The organism is Arminella tubonensis (assembly GCF_003240585.1).
Taxonomy (GTDB): Bacteria; Pseudomonadota; Alphaproteobacteria; order Rhizobiales; family Rhizobiaceae; genus Rhizobium; species Rhizobium tubonense.
Genome location: NZ_PCDP01000043.1, coordinates 1 through 16,943, shown reverse-complemented (window position 1 = coordinate 16,943; position 16,943 = coordinate 1). Strand labels below are relative to the sequence as shown.

Below are 16,943 nucleotides of genomic sequence, written 5' to 3'. Positions count from 1 at the left end.
TCTCTTCATGGCGGACTTATCTACAGACAAGCCGGCCGGCGCCGAGCTCACCTCACATTCCCGGCCCTTGCTGATAGCGCTGCTTGTCGCTGGTGCCTTTTTTATGGAAAATCTCGACGGGACGGTCATTGCGACCGCGTTGCCGCAAATGGCGGTTTCCTTCGGCGTCCGTCCGGTCGACCTTAATATCGGCATGAGCGCCTATCTTCTGACCCTTGGTGTATTCATTCCGATCAGCGGCTGGATTAGCGATCGTTTCGGCGCCCGTCCGGTTTTCACCGCTGCGGTCGTGGTCTTCACGCTTGCTTCCGTTCTCTGCGGTTTCGCGGATAGTATCGGGACGTTCGTTGCCACGCGGATACTCCAGGGCATAGGCGGCGCGATGATGGTGCCTGTCGGTCGCCTCGTCGTTCTCAACAACACGCCCAAGGACCAGCTTATATCGGCGATCGCGACGATCACTTGGCCGGCGTTGGTGGCGCCGATCCTCGGACCGCCGCTTGGCGGCTTCATCACCGACCACGCCACCTGGCGATGGATCTTCTTCCTGAACCTGCCGCTCGGCGTGTTCGCCCTCATCTTTGCAATGATCCTTATCCCGCAGACGAAACAGGCCGCCGCACCGCCTTTTGACTGGCTTGGTTTCGTCGTCAGCGGCTTTGGCCTTGCCGGTCTGATGTACGGCCTGGAGCTCATTGGCCGGCCGGACCCTGTTTGGCTGCAGGCCTCTGCCTATCTCGCCGTCGGCGTCCTGCTGCTAGTCGCGGCGATCATTCATTTCCGTCGCACCAATCATCCGCTGATCGACTTTTCCGGGCTGAGGCTGCCAACTTTCAAAGTGACGATTGCCGGCGGATCGCTTTTCCGCACTGCCATCGGCGCTGTTCCGTTCCTCTTGCCGCTGATGTTTCAGGTGGGTTTCGGGCTTAGTGCCTTTCATGCCGGTCTGATAACGCTCGCTGTATTCGCCGGCAACCTCGCGATGAAGCCGGGGACAACATGGATTCTCCGGCGTTTCGGCTTCAAGCGGGTGCTGGTCGTCAATGGCGTTATCAATGCGGTCCTCATTGCGGCCTGCGCGCTGTTCTCCCCCGCCACGCCTCTCCCCTTCATGCTGATCATTCTTTTCCTGGGCGGCATGTGCCGCTCGATGCACTTCACAGCGCTGAACACCATCGCCTTTGCCGATATTCCGGCGAAGCAGATGACCGGCGCCAACACGCTGTTCAGCACGGCGTTCCAATTGACGATGGGTATGGGAATAGCCGTCGGAGCCATCGGAATTCGCATCGGCCAGGCTATTTCAGGTCCGATGGGGCTTGGGGGGCTGACAGCTATTGAGTTTCGGCTGGCTTTTGTCATGCTGGGTATTATCGCTTTGCTTGCGACTGTCGACTGCCTGCGTCTCGATCCAAAGGCGGGCGACAATGTTTCCCGCAAGCAGAAGCCGGGCGCAAAGAAGACAGCCTGACGCGTCCTCGACTGCGGAGACTTTGCCGCCCGTTGCCGATGGCGCAGAAACGAACTTACCTTATGCAGGACCTGTTGAACCAATGTCAGTGGAGGAAGTCATGACCGGCAATCCAGTCGACAACGAAATGAACTCGGGCCCCTCAGCAAAACAGGCGACGGTGACCGGCGTCGAAGGCCTGGCCGAAGCCAAGGATCGCCCCGATCTCAAGGGCGTGTGGCAGGATGAAAAGGCGACCGCCAATGCCAAGCATGATCGCCCCGATCGCCAAAGCGGGGACGAGCCGCTAGGCGATGCGTTGAATATCGGAGCCGGACAGGTCAGCTCGCCCTACCTGACTGTCACGCAGGCGGATGTAATCGCGAAGCAAACAAACCGGAATAATGGAAAATGAAAACCGGCATCGTTCGAGCGGAGCTATTGCAGGAATATTGCTGGTAGTCCGACCAACAAAATTAGAAATAAGGCGATGCTTAGCAAACGAAGCGTCCTTGCCCGACGCGCGCGTTGTCCAGTCCAATCGTAGGCCATGATCGATTTAATGCTCCCCATCGATGAATTGTGCCTGCTGAAACAATAGTCAAGGATATTGATCGAGTAAGCTTGCTTGAAACTTTCCTAAATAAGATGCCTATAATGTAGCCAATTATCATATTGTAGCGGCGTGAAAGGCACAACCCCGGTGCAGAAGATGGCTAGTGTGCCAGTTTTGGGGCATGCTGGGGAGGCCGACAGGTTGGAACACTCGACGCCACGTGCGATGTTTGGCGGCTGCTCGGCAAGCAAAGTTTCCATCGGACGGTGCTGGAGCGACGGATCTACGAAATTGCTCTTTGATGCGCCGAATCGGCGAAAATCATTTTATCCCGCTCATCCCAACCTATATAAACACATGCATCTGCTCTCGCCGAACAGCGAGACCAATCCTAGACATAGACGCAAAGGAAATGTCGTGATGACGAAGGTGCGTGCCCTGGTTCTTGAGCGCCAACATGAGTTGGCATTGCGTGACATCGACCTGCCGCAGGCAGTCGGACCGGGAGAGGTCAAGATCAAGATCCACACTGTCGGCGTTTGCGGTTCGGATGTGCATTATTTTACACACGGCCGGATCGGTCCTTTCATCGTCAATGAACCGATGGTGCTCGGCCATGAGGCCGCGGGCACCGTGGTCGAGGTCGGGGAGGGCGTTACCCATCTTAAGATCGGCGACCGTGTTTGCATGGAACCGGGCATTCCCGATCCGAATTCGAGGGCGAGCCGTCTTGGAATGTACAATGTCGATCCCGCAGTGCGGTTTTGGGCAACTCCGCCGATCCATGGCGTCCTCACGCCCTTCGTTGTGCATCCGGCCAACTACACCTTCAAACTGCCTGATAATGTCAGCTTCGCCGAAGGCGCCATGGTCGAACCATTTGCCGTCGGTATGCAGGCCGCGACCAAGGCGAAAATCACCCCAGGCGACACCGCTGTGGTGCTCGGTGCCGGGCCAATCGGCACCATGGTTGCGATTGCGGCCCTTGCCGGCGGTTGCGCCCGGGCGATCGTTGCCGATCTCGCCCAGCCGAAGCTCGACATCGCCGCCAAGTATCAGGGCGTCATTCCAGTCAATATCCGGGAGACCAATCTGGTCGAAGAGGTCAACCGTTTGACTGATGGCTGGGGCGCCGATGTCGTCTTTGAATGCTCCGGCTCGTCGAAGGCATGGGAAACGGTCATGGATCTACCGCGCCCAGGCGGTGTGATCGTCGCCGTCGGCCTGCCGGTTGCTCCGGTCGGGTTTGACATTTCCACGGCATCGACCAAGGAAATCCGGATCGAAACGGTGTTTCGCTATGCACATCAGTATGATCGGTCGATTGCGCTGATCGCCTCGGGTCGCGTCGATTTGAAACCGCTGATCTCCGAAACATTCGGCTTCGAGGACTCGATCAAGGCCTTTGAGCGTGCGACCGAAGCCCGCCCCTCCGACGTGAAATTGCAGATCAGGCTCGACCAGTAGCCTCCGGACGACAGCCGTTTGCCAACTCAAAATGAGGAATGCGTGCTGCCCCTGCAAGGGCTAGCCCGCATTTCGCGTTCGATTGTGCCACTTGCCAAGCGGGCGCCTCTAAACGCTGCTGAAGCAGCCTGTCCCATGCGAACGCTTGCGAAACCAGCGATTGTTGTCCGGTTTCAGGGCGCAACGACAGCTCGCTTAAAATGCAAAGGAATATTGCGACGATCTGTTAGCGGCTCGAATGTATATTCATAAAAGACGATATTAGAGCCAAGGCTATGTCCACGGCCGGCAATTGCCTGCGAACACGATAATGCCGGTCCAGGACTACTTTGGCTGCGAGAAGACACAGACACATGCTCGGGAAGACGGCGGGTGGGATCGCCAGGACCTTTTCTACACCATCTCGTCCGCGTGCACCTCGGCCGATGGGGACGTTGTCCGCCTGACGCAATAAGGTGTGATAGGACAAATGGCCGATCCCGCGAGCTTTGAAGCCCGCGTGGTCGGCCATATTTTTATCCCCGGAGTTATCCTGCTATCTCCATGCGAAGGCGATCGCCGGAAGCCTTGGCGAAATACATGCGTTCGTCGGCCTTTTTCAAAAGGGTCGCGGGGGTATCCCTGGATGGGTCCAGCAGCGCTACACCGATCGCCGCGCCGATATTGATCGTGCGTCCATCCAACCCGATAGGCTCGAATACCCTTTCCATGATGCGCTTCAGCAGCTCGATATGTTCGTTGACGCCGATGGGATCGGTCTCGAGCAGAGCCACGAATTCGTCGCCGCCTATCCTCGCGACGAAATCCGTCGATCGGCACTTCTCGCGCAGGCGCTGTGAGACCACTTTCAGGATCTCGTCGCCAACGGCGTGGCCCATCGTGTCGTTTATAATCTTGAAGCCGTTAAGGTCGATGAATGCCAGCCTCAGCTGCTTGTTGGAAGTCTGTGCGTGCGATATCGAATGTGCCATGAATTCTTCGAAACAGGCTCTATTCGGCAGGCCGGAGAGGGCATCGGTCATAGCGGCTTTTCTTAACGCTAGGTCCATCTCGCGTTGAAGTTTCACTCGCGCCGACACATCGAGTATGACCTCGACGTCAAAAGACACACCGTTGACGACGGTTCGCTGGGCTGAGATCAACGTCGGGATCTCTGTCCCATTGGCATGGACAATATCCACCTCTTCAAGAACGTACGCACCCTCGTCCGCAAGCAGGCGATGGCGTCGGTCGCGGGCGGGGCTGTCGATCGCAGCCCCCTCGGTGGTCAGTTTCTTGCCGCGGATGTCACTCCATTTGCGGCCCGTAAGCTTCAAATACGCATCGTTGACTTTCACATAGCTCGACGTTGCCGCATCGCTCGTCGTGATTGCCATGGCAATGGGCGCGAACTCAAACATTCGCATCAGCATCGACGCAAGAATTGGCGGTGGAATCAGATCTGTCTCGTCCATTGTCTGTCTTAAGCTGCGATTTCGAGGGCGTTGCAAACGCTAGCACCTAATGTTTAAAATCTTCTGCTCGTCTGGTTCGCAACGATGAATTAGATCAACCGTCGATAGGTCGAGACGTGTGTTTTGAACAAATCGCTGGACAGCGGAGTGGTGCGGCCGGAGTGCCGGCAGGCTATTGTGTCTTCACGACGGACATCGAATCGTGGTCGTGTCGCCGGCGCGATCGGCGTCGCCGCCTCTTCAAGAACCTAATTATGGCAAGGAAGTAGTCACATGCAGATTTTAGAGGTCCCCGGTCAAGTCATTTGCGGCCTGGAGGAACTGGTCGGCCATTCGAGAAGCGGCGTCACGCACGTGCTTTCGCTCGTCGATCCAGACCTGCCTGAAATCGTTGATTTCGAGCGTTTTGGAATGGTGCACCGACTTGTGCTGCGAATGCACGACATTATCGATCCGCATCCGGGTATGATTTTGCCGAACCCGTCCCATGTTGAAACCATATTGGATTTCGGTGCGGCAATCGATAGCGAGGCGCCCAGCCGTCTTCTTGTGCATTGCCATATGGGCGTTTCGCGCTCGACAGCTGCCATGGCGGCCATCATGGCACAGGCTCAACCTGACAAGGACGAGGATCGTATCTTCGAAGTGTTACGCGAGATCCGGCCGCAAGCCTGGCCGAACTCCCTCATGATCCAATTTGCCGACGAGCAGCTTGAGCGGGAGGGCCGGCTGGTCGCAGCGCTCCGGCGTCATTATGGAACCCAGATAAAATCCAACGCGACACTCTCGGATTGGATGAGTGAACTCGGCCGCGGACGCGAGGTCGCCATGGCGCTGTAGCGAAGCACGACAAAGCTGCGACGCGAGGTCAAGAACCCCGCCATTTTCACGTCCCATTTGTTGAAAGCAAAGGCGAGTGGTGGAATCTGCCATTTCAACAATATGCTATAACCAGCAGATATATAAGGATAAAACGGATGTAGTTGGAGTGGCATCTGAAGGCCGATGGATTTTGGTCTGGTGCGAAACGGCAATTGCCAGGAAACCTCTATGTTCCGGTGTGGGTCTAGCCCGGCGCTAGAGCAGCCTAGGAATTCCGCAATGGGCTTCCTGGCGCCCGATCGATGCCGATAATGGCGCAATTTGAATCACAAGAGATGCGCCCGTTTTTCCCTGTGACAGTGATCCTGTTCGTCTTGATGGTCAGGCAGTTTAATGATGCGCGCGGGTAATAAAAGGGAAATGACCGATGTCCGTTGATGGAAAATTCTCCTTGATCGGTTTTGATGCCGATGACACCCTTTGGAAGCATGCTGATTTCTACAGGCAAGCGGAACAACGGCTGATCAATCTACTCGCCGGATTTGGCGACGACGCCGAAATCACGAAAAAATTGCGTGAGGTGGAACTCCGCAACCTACCGCTTTACAGCTTTGGCGTGAAAGGCTTTACGCTATCCATGATAAAAACCACCATTGAACTAACCGGAGACAGGGCACCTCTCAGCTTGATTAAGAGCATCATTTCAAGCGGGCACGAATTGTTGAAGCATCCAATTGAACTGCTCTCGCATGTCGCTGAAACCCTCGCTGAGTTGTCCGGTGTCTATAGATTGGTGCTGATTACGCGGGGCGATCTCTTCGATCAAGAGAGGAAACTGGAGGAATCTGGGCTGAGAAAATTTTTTGAGGCCGTGGAAATCGTTTCGGACAAAAATGTCGAGACCTATCGCCGGATATCGGAGAAGCACGGCATGCGGGCGGGGCGAGCGATGATGGTTGGGAACTCCTTGAAATCCGATGTGATACCGGCCCTTGAGGCGGGCTACTGGGGAGTGCATGTGCCCCAGCCAATAACATGGGTGGTGGAGCATTTCGAGACACCCATTTCAACGCCCAGGTTCCGGAAAATTAATAGCCTCGGCGAGCTTGTACAACTGATTGGAACGCTCGTTTAAGTTAGAATGGTTCATAAGCCTTTTCTTCAGTTCCTCGGCGACAGACGCGACTATTCCACTCGTTCTGTTGAAGTAACGGGCTGCGTCAAGAGGCTGAGCCGGGCGGGGCTCGGAAATACTCGTGGCAGGTCAGCATCTGGCGCGGCAGCGCTCTGCGCGATTGCGTTCCGACGGGACAAACCCTTTAATAGGTCGATTAAGAAGAGACCACACTTAAGGCGAGCGCATGGAACCAACCTATTTATTCGAGCTGGTAATCGTTATGTTTGTAGCGATCATCGTACTTCACTACGCCGGTCACAGGTTGGGAATGCCGCCATCCGTGGCGCTGCTCGCCGGTGGCGGGCTGCTTGCCTTCCTGCCGGGCCTGCCGACTATCGAAATTGACCCGGCCCTGGTGCTGGTCATCTTCCTGCCGCCTCTGCTTCTGGATGGCGCATGGTCTATCGCCGTTGGCCGTTTGCGCCACCATGTGATCGGGATCACGTCGCTCGCCGTCGGTGCGGTTTTCTTCACTTTCGCCGTCGTTGCTGTGGTGACCCACCTGTTGTTCCCCTCGCTTCCCTGGGCGGCTTGCGCTGCGCTGGGAGCGATCGTTTCGCCACCTGACGCTGTTTCTGCTCGTGCGGTGCTCGAGCGTGTAAAGCTGCCCCGGCGTCTTCAAATCCTGCTGGAGGGCGAAAGCCTGCTCAACGACGCGAGCGGTCTGGTGCTCTTTCGCTTCGCCATCGCCGCTGGAATAACCGGTTCCTTCAGCACAGCGGATGCGGTGGGCAGCTTCTTCCTGCTGGCATTCGGCGGCGCCGTCGTCGGCATCGCCGTCGGCACAGCATGGGTCCTGCTCGTGCGCCGGCTAGGCGACGAATATCTGATCATCGCCGCCACCGCTCTCCTGTCATGGATCTCTTATCTTCTCGGCGAACTGATCCATGTTTCCGGTGTCATCGCCACCGTAACCACCGGTCTAATCATGAGTTGGCACCAGCATACCGTCCTGTCAGCGTCAACACGCATGCGCGGTACGTCGTTCTGGACCGTCGTCGTTTTTCTAATGGAAGCCACGGTTTTCATATTGATCGGCTTATCCTTGCGAGGGGTCGTTGAACGCGGTGGCGGATTCGACGTTGTGATGGCAACGATGGGATTGCCGATACTCGTGATCCTGATCGCGCTCATTCTCGCGCGCTTTGCGTGGGCATTTGGATCTGACTTCGTAGTCCGGCTATGCAACCTCTTGGCGCTGGATCGATACACGCCTCTCGGGTTTCGGGGCGCCACCGTGCTCAGCTGGGCGGGCGTGCGCGGCGTGGTCACGCTTGCCTTGGCACTGAGCGTGCCTGAAAGCTTCCCTGGCCGCGACTTCATCCTTGTGGCTTCATTTGCCATCATTCTTGGGACCGTGCTTTTGCAAGGTACCACGCTAGGGCGCTTGATTACGTGGGCGCGGTTGACAGAGCCAGAATCGAGCAAGCCTCGCTTCAGCATGAGCCAGGCCGAAGCCGCCATGGCTCAGGCGCAATTTGCAACCATCCAAACGCTGGCTTATGACGGTCAAGGCAATCTTATTCACCCACAATTGCTGCAGCGGTATCAGGTCAGAGCCGAGAAGATTGTCGACTATGCCGAGCGCACGGAGCAGTACACGCCGCTCCTCCAAGCCCATTTCGATGTAGTCCTGCAGGCAGTCGCGACTGGTCGCCGTGAACTCATACGGCTTCACCGCGCCGGCGATATTGACGACGAAACTCTGGACGAGCTGGAACGGGACCTGGATTTAGAAGAGCTGAGTGCAATTTCTGCGAAATCCTGATGGCTTTTTGGGGGCTATTTGAAGCCCTGTGGGGCGCAGGGTGCCACCGCCCGCTTCCCATCTGCCATGCATCGTCGCAGCCTCCCATCATTCGGCAGCGACGTTGAATATAGCAGCTTTCTCGATCGCTGATGCGGCGACAAGCAGGCGTATTGTGTTCGTGCAACTGTGACTATTCTCTAGGACGCGCCTAGGCCTCAGGCGACGGACCATCCACCGTCCACGAGAAGGTTCGCGCCCGTGATTAGGCTCGCAGCCGGTGATGCGAGGAAGACTACGGCACCCACCACGTCATCGGTTTCACCGATCCGGCCGAGTGGAATGTGATCGAGCGTCGCTTTGCGATTGTCCGCATCGGATAAGAAAGGCGCTGTACCATCCGTGTGGATGAACGTCGGCGATACGGTATTTACGGTGACATTATAGCGCGCCCATTCGGCTGCAAGGCAGCGTGTGAGGTGGTTGATCGCCGCCTTGCTCATGCAATAGATTGCCTCGCCGCGCAGTGCTACGGTACCGGCCTGTGAGCTGATGCAGATGATCCGGCCGCCATTGCGCTTGATCATTTGACGACCTACTGCCTGCGTCATCAGAAAAGTGCCCTTGATGTTGACATCGAGTATTTCGTCAAGGTCCTTCTCCTCGACGAGTTCCGCCAGATTGCCCGGAGCCACGCCGACGTTATTGACAAGGACGTCTATCCGACCGAACGCAGCGAGTGCCGCGTCGATGGCTTGTGCGATGTGGGCCTTATTCGGAATGTCCAATTCAACGGGGACAACTTTTCGTGCCGCACCCTCAAGTTCGGCAACCAGGTCTGCCGACGCTGCGACATCACGGACCCCCAAAACAATATCGGAGCCTGCCGCGGCACAAGCAAGTGCGCAAGCTCTACCGATGCCACGGCTCGCTCCCGTTATGAAAGTTACCTTGCCCGCAAGGCTGAAATCCGGCGCATTCTTCTGCATAATGATGCCTCCCTCGATGAAGCTCATTTATGGCAGCGTCGACGTGCTGATGCCAGATGTTCTGCGCATGCCGCGTCGGATCTCTTTGACCCGTGGGCGGTTCTCCAACGTCTCTTGTGTCTGATTGGCCAACCCGAAGCGTCAGAACCGCGTTGGGGCGGATTTCGTTGATTTAGTCGCGAGTTCTACGAGCCCGCTGCCCCGGAACTGAAGTTCCGTGGGTCAGGCCCTGATTGATTAATCGGGCTTGATCGTTGGCGATAGGCTGTTTGGTTGGTATTTCGTGCTCCTTATGCCGCCGTCGGGCAGATTGAAGCGATGAAAGGTCGCAATTTTGCGAGCTTCCGAAGGTTCTGGGCGGTTGCGGCCAGTAGAAACTCATCTAGCGGACCTCGCAACCTCAAGCGGCCAAGTCTCAATATCCGCTTGAGATGCGCGAACAGCATTTCGCCCTTCTTACGCAGGTGCCGGGTACGCTCGCATTCCGGCGTCCCGACCAGGGCACGGGCGACATCACGCGCATCCGTATTCACATCGCGCGGGACCTTTCGAGCGACCATGTTCGGGCAGCACTTTGGCTTCAGATCGCAGACTGAGCTGCGCCAATTCCCTGTCTCGTCCCTGCTTTAGGCATGGCCGATTGAGTTGAAGCCCGGGCTGTCACACGCTCGCGCCCAAGGTGACGAGAAGTTCATCCAACTGTTCGAACTGTTCGGGCATCGCGTCTTCCATGCCGACGAAAGCCTCGTCGAGCGCTTCCTTCGAGGGATAGAGCTCCTTCAGTACTAGCAGGGTCCTGCCGTCCTCCTCTTCCTCAAAGGTCACCGTGGTGACGGCGGCGTCATCGCTTTCGTCATTGGTCCAGACAAGGCGCGAAGGCGGCGACACTTCGAGATACTTGCCGAAGAAGGCCATGGAGGCTGAGGCGTCGTGTCCAAACGCGATGCGATAGCTGCCCCCGGTGCGAACATCCATCTCACAGGAAAGTAGGGGGACGCCACTCGACTTCGGCGCCCACCACAGCTTGAACAGCTCGGGCTTGGTCCACGCGTCAAACACGAGACGAACCGGACCGTTGAAGGTGCGCGTCACGACGAGTTCGCGCTCGGACCTCCGTTCGACCGCCGTGCGGCCGTTACTCGATCTGTCACCCATCGGCTTTCTCCTTCCGTTTTAGGGCCTCGATGACTTGGTCCAGCGCATCGAAGCGTGCATTCCAGATTTGGCGGCGCGCTTCGATCCACGCAGCCTCTTCCTCGAGCCCGCGCAGGCCGAGCCTGCAGGTCCGCACGCGCCCGACCTTCTCCGTCGTCACCAGCCCCGCCTGCTCCAAGACGCCGACATGCTTCTTCATGCCCGTCAGGGTCATGTGGAACTTCTCAGCAAGCTCCGTGATCGAAGCATCAGCATTCCCGAGCTGCTCCAGAACACCGCGTCGAGTGGCGTCCGAGAGCGCGGCAAAGGAGGCATCGAGGCGAGCTGTCGAAAACTGAACCATATAGTTCAGTGTCTAGCACGCGGATCGGCATCAGGCAAGGGGCCGAGTTCGGCCGCTAGGTGATCGGCGAGCAGCAGGCCTTCTGCGCCGAACCATCGTAATGCCAGTGACTTGATGCCGAGGCTGGCGAAGAGGGAGGCACGCTGAACATCTATCCGACCGCTTGATCCGCCGAGGACAACGATGCCCCATTCGTTCAGCCCGTCCGGCACCAGCAGTATGCTTTGCACTTCTCCGGTCAGGTTGATTTGTGAATTAGTTGTCAGTGGTATGGCCATTGTCTTCCCAAAGTCCCGTCTGCGAAAAGTCACCTACGATCTCATTTTACCTGCATCAGCTCAATTCTATTGCCGAAAGGACCGCTGACATATCTTCGGTCGTATCCCTCCAGCGGCTGGTCTGCCGATGTCGGAAACCCGGCTGCGCCCAGCATAGCCGCGAGGGAGGGGAGGTCACTAACGACGAGGCCCGGATGGGCCTTCCTTGCGGACGAAAAATCATCCTCAACCCCCAAATGAATTCTGACACCGTTCCCCTCGAACCCGCCCCGGGCTGCGAGATGCGGGGGCTTTGCGACTTCCTTTAGGCCAAGCAGACGCTCGTAGAAGCCGCCAGCTGCGTCTTCCCGTCCGAGCGGCATCGCCAATTGAACATGATCAATTCCAATGACGGCCAATGTGGTTCTCCCAGTTGATTAGCGAGCCCGGTCTGCCATGTATTCACGAAACCGGCGGCTGAAGTAGAGTGCGAGGAGTTTGGAGCTGCCAATATCGTCGATGGCCAGCACGCTCGAACCGCTGATCAGCATGGCCGAAGCTGGGCTTGGTGTCGCCTGCTTGCCGCTTTTTACCATCGGCAGGCAAATTGCCGATCAAAGCCTCGTCTCCGTTCTGGCCGACCATGTCGAGGACGTTGGCGAATTCCGCGTCCTCTGGCCATCGAGCCGACATCTGTCTCCAAAAATACAGGCCTTTGTAACGTTCATGGCGGAAAATTTGTTTCGCCCCTGACGATAGGCAATTGGGCGATATCATTGAAGCCCCGACGCCATGCACGGCCGTGGCGGAGTTGCAGGTTTACACCGATGTACCATTGCAATGTTGAATGCCCGAACCCCACACAGAGTAAGCTTCTTTCGGTGGCAGTCGTCACGTGGTCAACGGCGGTGACAGTTTCGGTGTGAGACGAGGTCAGCGCCGCGCCTGAATTTGGCGGCCTGCGAAAATCGTGTAATGTGGCCGAAATCTGGGAGGATGGACGCAATGATTGATCATGCGGAGCAAAAGCTCATTCAAGTGCTGGCAATGTGGGGGACGGCGGCGGGCGCACTTATCGGGTTCTTTATCGGCGCACTCGGGGCTGATCCGTCCAGAACTGTCACGGCGCTTGGGATGCTGACCGCCATTGGTTCGCTCGCCTTCGTTGGCTGTTTGGCCGGATATTTGCTCGGAACTGAGGTGGTCCACGGACGTGCAGGAACGCCAGCTCCGCCTTTGGAGAAGTTAAAGCGGAATGGACCAGCTTTCACTGATTTTCGAAAATAGAACGGCACAGCACTCTCCCCTAAGGGAGGAAGCAATAGCCTAAAATCCTTTCAATTACCTATGGTAGCGATGAAATGGTTACTCGCAACTTCGCTCGGGGCTTTGCGGGTGCTAGAACTATTGAACCACATCGAGTGGCATAATCGACCCAGTGCATCGAACAATTCTCTGCGGCCTGAAGGTAGCGGCCATCTTAAATCTCCGCCGAAGCCGAGCGGGCGCACAAAGGTTCCCACCTTGATCCGGCGACGCCGCCAACCGAACTCTTTCCTGTAATCCCCAATAGCTAGTCAGCCATGGATCTTCAGATTGTGGTCACGGGTAGACGATGTCTCCGCCTGTTGAAGAACGAAAATTGCTTCCCCAAAGATTTCCCGTCTTCTTCGTATTCTGGCATTTATCGCTCGGGCTTGTTCTTCAGAAGGCGGGCTAGAGGTGGCCGTTGGAACGGAAGTCTCATTTTCGATCATGTCGATAAGCAGATTACGCATCACGACGTTTTCTTCCTTCAGACGGTTTAGTGCGGCGCCCGGACCAGAGGCCGAAAACTTGCGGGTGATCGTGTCTTCGATGGCCTTTTCGACGAGCCGGGTTTTGACGGCGAAGTAACGTGCAACGAAAAATGTGCACACGACAGCACACAGGACGGCAATAAGATACAGCATTTTCGTGGCTCCAAGTTCTAGCCTGACATCGTGATCGAGAGAGGCATTTTCAAGATGCGTCCCGGAGTGAGGATGTCCTGCGAGCGGCGTCAAACGTACACACCTGCGGCCATCGGCGACAAGCTCCGCCTAAGCGGGCCTTCTGTTGTGCCATATCTCCGGAAGGTGCCTCTCGTAGACCGAGTTTGAGGGTCCCACGCCAAGCTACATGCCCACCGAGTATCGGAAGCGGCGACGCCGGACGCTGTACGGCTCCAGGCATCCGCAGCGAGGGCAGTGCCGATTGCCGCCGTTGTGGGCCCAGCGGAAGTCTACGAACAGGCCGTAGCGTCGTGTTCGGTGAGAGACCAAACCTTCTCGGGATCGAGATCGCGGCCATCCTGACGGAGGAGCGGATGCTGTCCGAAGCTTTTTTCGGGTCAGGCCAGGCGCAACAGTTGTATTTCGAACCTCCGGTCTCCTGTGGAGAAGGGGTCGTCGGAGTTCGGCTTCAAGATGGGGATTCGCTGCTGGAGCATGTTCAGTTTTCCGTTCGATACGCGGGACCTAGGCGGGCAGCTCCATCGAAAGGACGGAAGCAGGAGGTCAGCGCCCCATTTGTATCAAAGTTGATGCTATCTCTGCGCAGGCTTGGAGGTAGTGCGTATGGAGGTCGTAGGCAGTGGTTGACATGGTAAGGGATATTCCTTACATTCTGCTCGAATGATTTCATGGAGGCTCGTCATGGGAGTGCTACTGAAAGAACATAGCACCATCACCGCCAAGGGACAGACCACCGTACCGAAGTCCGTTCGGCAGGCGTTGGATGTTGACTATGGCGGGCGCATTACCTTTTTCGTTGATGAGCAGCGTCGTGTGTATGTCCAGAAGGCCGAGGTTGAAGAAACCGCCGATCCCGTGATCGACCGTTTTCTTGAATTTCTCGCGAGGGATATGACCAAGCATCCCGAGAAATCCGTCCTACCGTTTCCGAAGTCCTTGCTTGACCGGGCAATTGCCCTCACGGCAGGCATGACGGTCGATCTCGATGCCGAGATCGAGGGGGACGTCTCGATCTGACATGCTGACGATCAATGGCTGGACCGTCCTCTCGCACCCTCTTTTTCTCGACCAGTGGGAAAGGCTGATCGAGACGGTCGAGGCGCTCAAGACGAAGAAACCGGAGGACTATAAAAAATCCGCCGACGCCAAGCTGCTCGCGGCCTTGGTCCACCTCGTCACAGTCACGGTCCCGTCGGACCCGACGGCAGCGATCTATCGCCAAGGCTCCACCCTTGGCGATGATCGCAAGCACTGGTTTCGCGCTAAGTTCGGCAACGGCCGTTTCCGGCTGTTCTTCCGCTATAACAGCGCCAGCAAGGTCATCATCTTCGCTTGGGTAAACGACGAGAACAGCTTGCGGACTTACGGTTCCAAAACGGACGCCTACAAAGTCTTCAAGGGGATGCTGGACAACGGCAACCCGCCTGACGACTGGGACGCGCTGCACAAGCAGGCTTCTGACCCTAAAGCTGTTGCACGACTGGCAAAAACTTCTCACTCCTGATCGTGACTGCTAATCTTTGAGAAGCTTGTCCTTCGCGCCGTGCTCTCCGCCGCGCCGGAATCACGCATGGGATATGACGACGTAATTACAACTCTCCAGTATTGAGGAGTTCAGGGTTCTGCGGCATCTTGTGGCACTTGCTCCATAATGCCGTAAATGTGCCCATGGCGTGTGATGCCAACCAGTGTAGCGTGACTGATGCCGCCCGCCGGACTTGTGCGCGCAAGGCTGGCATGTCGCTTGCGGCCCCGAGGTTCTTAGAATGATACGCCATCGAGAAGCCTTCTTCTTTGCCGTCATCATCGCGGCTCTGCTGCCAACGCTAGCAATGTCCGCCAGTATCTTCTCCGGCAACTCATCGCCGTTATGTCTCATTCCAGTCAAAAACGGCGAGCCAACCAAAGCCGACGTCTACCAGTCGTTTCGGCTGACGTCGAAGGTCGTCACCGTGAGTGGATTGGGTCGCCCGATTATTTTCCCATTGAACCGCGGTGGTGTCTGGACGATCAATGCCGCTGGGGCGTTCGTCCCGTTCGGAGGCGATTTCCCCAACCATTATCAAGACGAGTATGCCACCGACACTTCGACGGGAGACGTAGTTGGCGTGAGCTGGAAACTCGGAGTCTTCAGGCTTCGACCAGGTGAGACACAGTTCGAGCGCCTCTATGCGGCCGACGGAAAGCCGTTCGTTCATCCTGTTTCAGCGGCGTACGTGGCGCGTTTGGGAGGCACGGCCATCTCGGACAATTCGGGCCTTTATTTGCTTAGGCCTTCTGGGCAGGTCGAGCAGCTATACTGGGATACGCGCATCGGTGGGAAGTCGCCGGGAAGAGTGTTCGACCTGCCCGAGCTGAAGCTGCTTTTGTTCACCGCCGAAGGTTATATCTATGCGCGGGACGATCGCGGCAACTTGACGGTTTTCGACAGGGGTTTTGAAGGCATTGAGGCAGCGCGTGTCACGCCGGACAGACACATCTTCCTGAAGCGAAATGAGCAAAACGTCATCGTGTCGTGGCCTCCTCTGGACCCGACACTTCCTGCGGCCCTACAGGAAACACCCACCGACGAAAACTTCGAGGGCGTCGAGACTTACGTCGGCACATTGGTCAAAGTGCATGGCAAGACAATATCGGTCGGCTTGCCACAATGGGTTGTCACCGCTCCAATCGAGTTTCCAAGTGGCGTCATGGTGGCAAGCGCGGGTAGGGACGGTCTCTACACCTTGAACGCTGAGAAAAAATGGGATTCGGTCGACAAGAGCCGCGAGGTCGCGGGGATTGCCACCGACGTCTTTCAACTTCCCATCGAAAATCAAGCGTTGTTGGTGAACGGAAATGATCGGCTTTTCCTTCTGGTGCAAAAGACCGACTCGCGCGCGTCCGGGTGCTTAAGATGAACTGCATGACGAGCGGATCGATCATGTTTCCGGAGTTCGGATGTGGCGTTCTTATCATCCTATGCGCGGTCATCATGAGCTTCGTTGCGAAGCCAGGCCGCGTGCGCATTCAGCCTAGAGGATGCCTCGTCGATCTGCACTTGCTCCATAGTGCCGAGAAACTGCGATCGCTATAGTGTTACGGCCCTGGTGATCGGCTTCTTGTCCACATCATCAGATATAGATTTTGCTGGGCGGCAGGCCTGGAATGTCTGGGCTTTGCACCGCTTCTAAACAGCGCAAAGCTGCTCGCCATGAAATGAAAACGCCTGATCGATTCAATGAATTGTCGGAATTAGCTAAAGCGTCGCTTTTAACAGCAACACACATTGAGGCAATCCAGAGGGGCATATGAGTTCAAAACAATACGGATTGAGCAAAACCTGTGCGGCTTTTACAAGGTGACAGAAGCTAGGTGCGCCTGGATGTTCCATAACATACGTTATGTGACATTGTTTTGTAGCGGGGGTGGGTTCAAGGATGAAGTGCGACTTGCGATAGATAACAGCGGCTTATCGCTTGCAAGGAACATGACATGAAACGCACCTACTCCCAGATCGACATGGATGAACGCCGCAAGATCGCGCGGTGGC

General features: G+C 56.7%; 19 protein-coding genes and 1 pseudogene. 10 read left to right on the top strand and 10 right to left on the bottom strand.

Features of this window, described 5'->3' with window-relative positions:
- The first annotated feature begins 7 nt into the window (after window positions 1–7).
- The 3 genes from CPY51_RS21830 to CPY51_RS21820 all read left to right on the top strand — a co-directional run bounded on the left by CPY51_RS21830 (window position 8) and on the right by CPY51_RS21820 (window position 3,473).
- Window positions 8–1,471: an MFS transporter gene (locus CPY51_RS21830; RefSeq protein WP_111162343.1), complete on the top strand. Its 1,464-nt coding sequence runs from the start codon at window positions 8–10 to the stop codon at window positions 1,469–1,471.
- A 100-nt stretch (window positions 1,472–1,571) separates the two neighbouring features.
- Entirely contained in the window at window positions 1,572–1,865 is a 294-nt protein-coding gene (locus tag CPY51_RS21825; RefSeq protein ID WP_111162342.1) for a hypothetical protein, read from the top strand.
- A 561-nt stretch (window positions 1,866–2,426) separates the two neighbouring features.
- Window positions 2,427–3,473 (top strand): NAD(P)-dependent alcohol dehydrogenase, encoded by a 1,047-nt coding sequence (locus CPY51_RS21820; RefSeq protein ID WP_111162341.1) that lies wholly within the window; start codon window positions 2,427–2,429, stop codon window positions 3,471–3,473.
- 527 nt (window positions 3,474–4,000) lie between these two features.
- Here the strand turns inward: CPY51_RS21820 and CPY51_RS21815 are convergent.
- Window positions 4,001–4,927: a GGDEF domain-containing protein gene (locus tag CPY51_RS21815; RefSeq protein WP_244598748.1), complete on the bottom strand. Its 927-nt coding sequence runs from the start codon at window positions 4,925–4,927 to the stop codon at window positions 4,001–4,003.
- Between the two features lie 273 nt (window positions 4,928–5,200).
- On the opposite strand from CPY51_RS21815, the gene CPY51_RS21810 reads away from it, so the two are divergent.
- The 3 genes from CPY51_RS21810 (at window position 5,201) to CPY51_RS21800 (ending at window position 8,694) form a co-directional block, all read left to right on the top strand.
- Window positions 5,201–5,767, top strand: a complete 567-nt coding sequence (locus tag CPY51_RS21810; RefSeq protein WP_111162340.1) for a tyrosine phosphatase family protein — start codon at window positions 5,201–5,203, stop codon at window positions 5,765–5,767.
- A gap of 409 nt (window positions 5,768–6,176) precedes the next feature.
- On the top strand, window positions 6,177–6,884 hold the full coding sequence (locus tag CPY51_RS21805; RefSeq protein WP_111162339.1) for an HAD family hydrolase: 708 nt from the start codon (window positions 6,177–6,179) through the stop codon (window positions 6,882–6,884).
- Between the two features lie 226 nt (window positions 6,885–7,110).
- The gene (locus tag CPY51_RS21800) at window positions 7,111–8,694 is read left to right on the top strand and encodes a Na+/H+ antiporter (RefSeq protein WP_111162338.1); all 1,584 of its coding nucleotides are present in this window, start codon (window positions 7,111–7,113) and stop codon (window positions 8,692–8,694) included.
- Window positions 8,695–8,891: 197 nt separating this feature from the next.
- On the opposite strand, the gene CPY51_RS21795 is transcribed toward CPY51_RS21800, so the two are convergent.
- From CPY51_RS21795 to CPY51_RS21770, 6 genes and pseudogenes are all read right to left on the bottom strand, one after another.
- On the bottom strand, window positions 8,892–9,662 hold the full coding sequence (locus CPY51_RS21795; RefSeq protein WP_111162380.1) for an SDR family NAD(P)-dependent oxidoreductase: 771 nt from the start codon (window positions 9,660–9,662) through the stop codon (window positions 8,892–8,894).
- 290 nt (window positions 9,663–9,952) lie between these two features.
- Window positions 9,953–10,255, bottom strand: a pseudogene (locus CPY51_RS21790) (transposase); the annotation flags it as partial.
- 67 nt (window positions 10,256–10,322) lie between these two features.
- Window positions 10,323–10,817 (bottom strand): SRPBCC family protein, encoded by a 495-nt coding sequence (locus CPY51_RS21785; RefSeq protein ID WP_111162337.1) that lies wholly within the window; start codon window positions 10,815–10,817, stop codon window positions 10,323–10,325.
- A complete protein-coding gene (locus CPY51_RS21780) occupies window positions 10,810–11,160 on the bottom strand; it encodes an ArsR/SmtB family transcription factor (RefSeq protein ID WP_111162336.1) in 351 nt (116 codons plus the stop codon). The genes CPY51_RS21785 and CPY51_RS21780 overlap by 8 nt, the downstream gene beginning before the upstream one ends.
- A gap of 5 nt (window positions 11,161–11,165) precedes the next feature.
- Window positions 11,166–11,438 (bottom strand): hypothetical protein, encoded by a 273-nt coding sequence (locus tag CPY51_RS34130; RefSeq protein WP_111162335.1) that lies wholly within the window; start codon window positions 11,436–11,438, stop codon window positions 11,166–11,168.
- Window positions 11,439–11,479: 41 nt separating this feature from the next.
- Window positions 11,480–11,836: a VOC family protein gene (locus CPY51_RS21770; RefSeq protein ID WP_111162334.1), complete on the bottom strand. Its 357-nt coding sequence runs from the start codon at window positions 11,834–11,836 to the stop codon at window positions 11,480–11,482.
- Between the two features lie 79 nt (window positions 11,837–11,915).
- Between CPY51_RS21770 and CPY51_RS21765 the strand changes: the two genes are divergently transcribed.
- Window positions 11,916–12,170, top strand: a complete 255-nt coding sequence (locus CPY51_RS21765; protein WP_275540491.1) for a LysR substrate-binding domain-containing protein — start codon at window positions 11,916–11,918, stop codon at window positions 12,168–12,170.
- 281 nt (window positions 12,171–12,451) lie between these two features.
- Here CPY51_RS21765 and CPY51_RS34125 read toward each other — a convergent pair whose 3' ends face one another.
- The 3 genes from CPY51_RS34125 to CPY51_RS34120 all read right to left on the bottom strand — a co-directional run bounded on the left by CPY51_RS34125 (window position 12,452) and on the right by CPY51_RS34120 (window position 13,720).
- A complete protein-coding gene (locus tag CPY51_RS34125) occupies window positions 12,452–12,688 on the bottom strand; it encodes a hypothetical protein (protein ID WP_420820727.1) in 237 nt (78 codons plus the stop codon).
- Window positions 12,689–12,994: 306 nt separating this feature from the next.
- On the bottom strand, window positions 12,995–13,369 hold the full coding sequence (locus CPY51_RS21755; RefSeq protein WP_111162332.1) for a hypothetical protein: 375 nt from the start codon (window positions 13,367–13,369) through the stop codon (window positions 12,995–12,997).
- A 204-nt stretch (window positions 13,370–13,573) separates the two neighbouring features.
- Window positions 13,574–13,720, bottom strand: coding sequence for a transposase (locus CPY51_RS34120; RefSeq protein WP_195909595.1), 147 nt, complete (start codon window positions 13,718–13,720; stop codon window positions 13,574–13,576).
- A 372-nt stretch (window positions 13,721–14,092) separates the two neighbouring features.
- Between CPY51_RS34120 and CPY51_RS21745 the strand changes: the two genes are divergently transcribed.
- From CPY51_RS21745 to CPY51_RS21735, 3 genes are all read left to right on the top strand, one after another.
- Entirely contained in the window at window positions 14,093–14,428 is a 336-nt protein-coding gene (locus CPY51_RS21745) for a type II toxin-antitoxin system PrlF family antitoxin (protein WP_111162330.1), read from the top strand.
- 1 nt (window position 14,429) lies between these two features.
- A complete protein-coding gene (locus tag CPY51_RS21740; RefSeq protein ID WP_111162329.1) occupies window positions 14,430–14,915 on the top strand; it encodes a type II toxin-antitoxin system YhaV family toxin in 486 nt (161 codons plus the stop codon).
- A 328-nt stretch (window positions 14,916–15,243) separates the two neighbouring features.
- Window positions 15,244–16,311 (top strand): hypothetical protein, encoded by a 1,068-nt coding sequence (locus tag CPY51_RS21735; RefSeq protein WP_146260158.1) that lies wholly within the window; start codon window positions 15,244–15,246, stop codon window positions 16,309–16,311.
- Window positions 16,312–16,943: the final 632 nt, after the last annotated feature.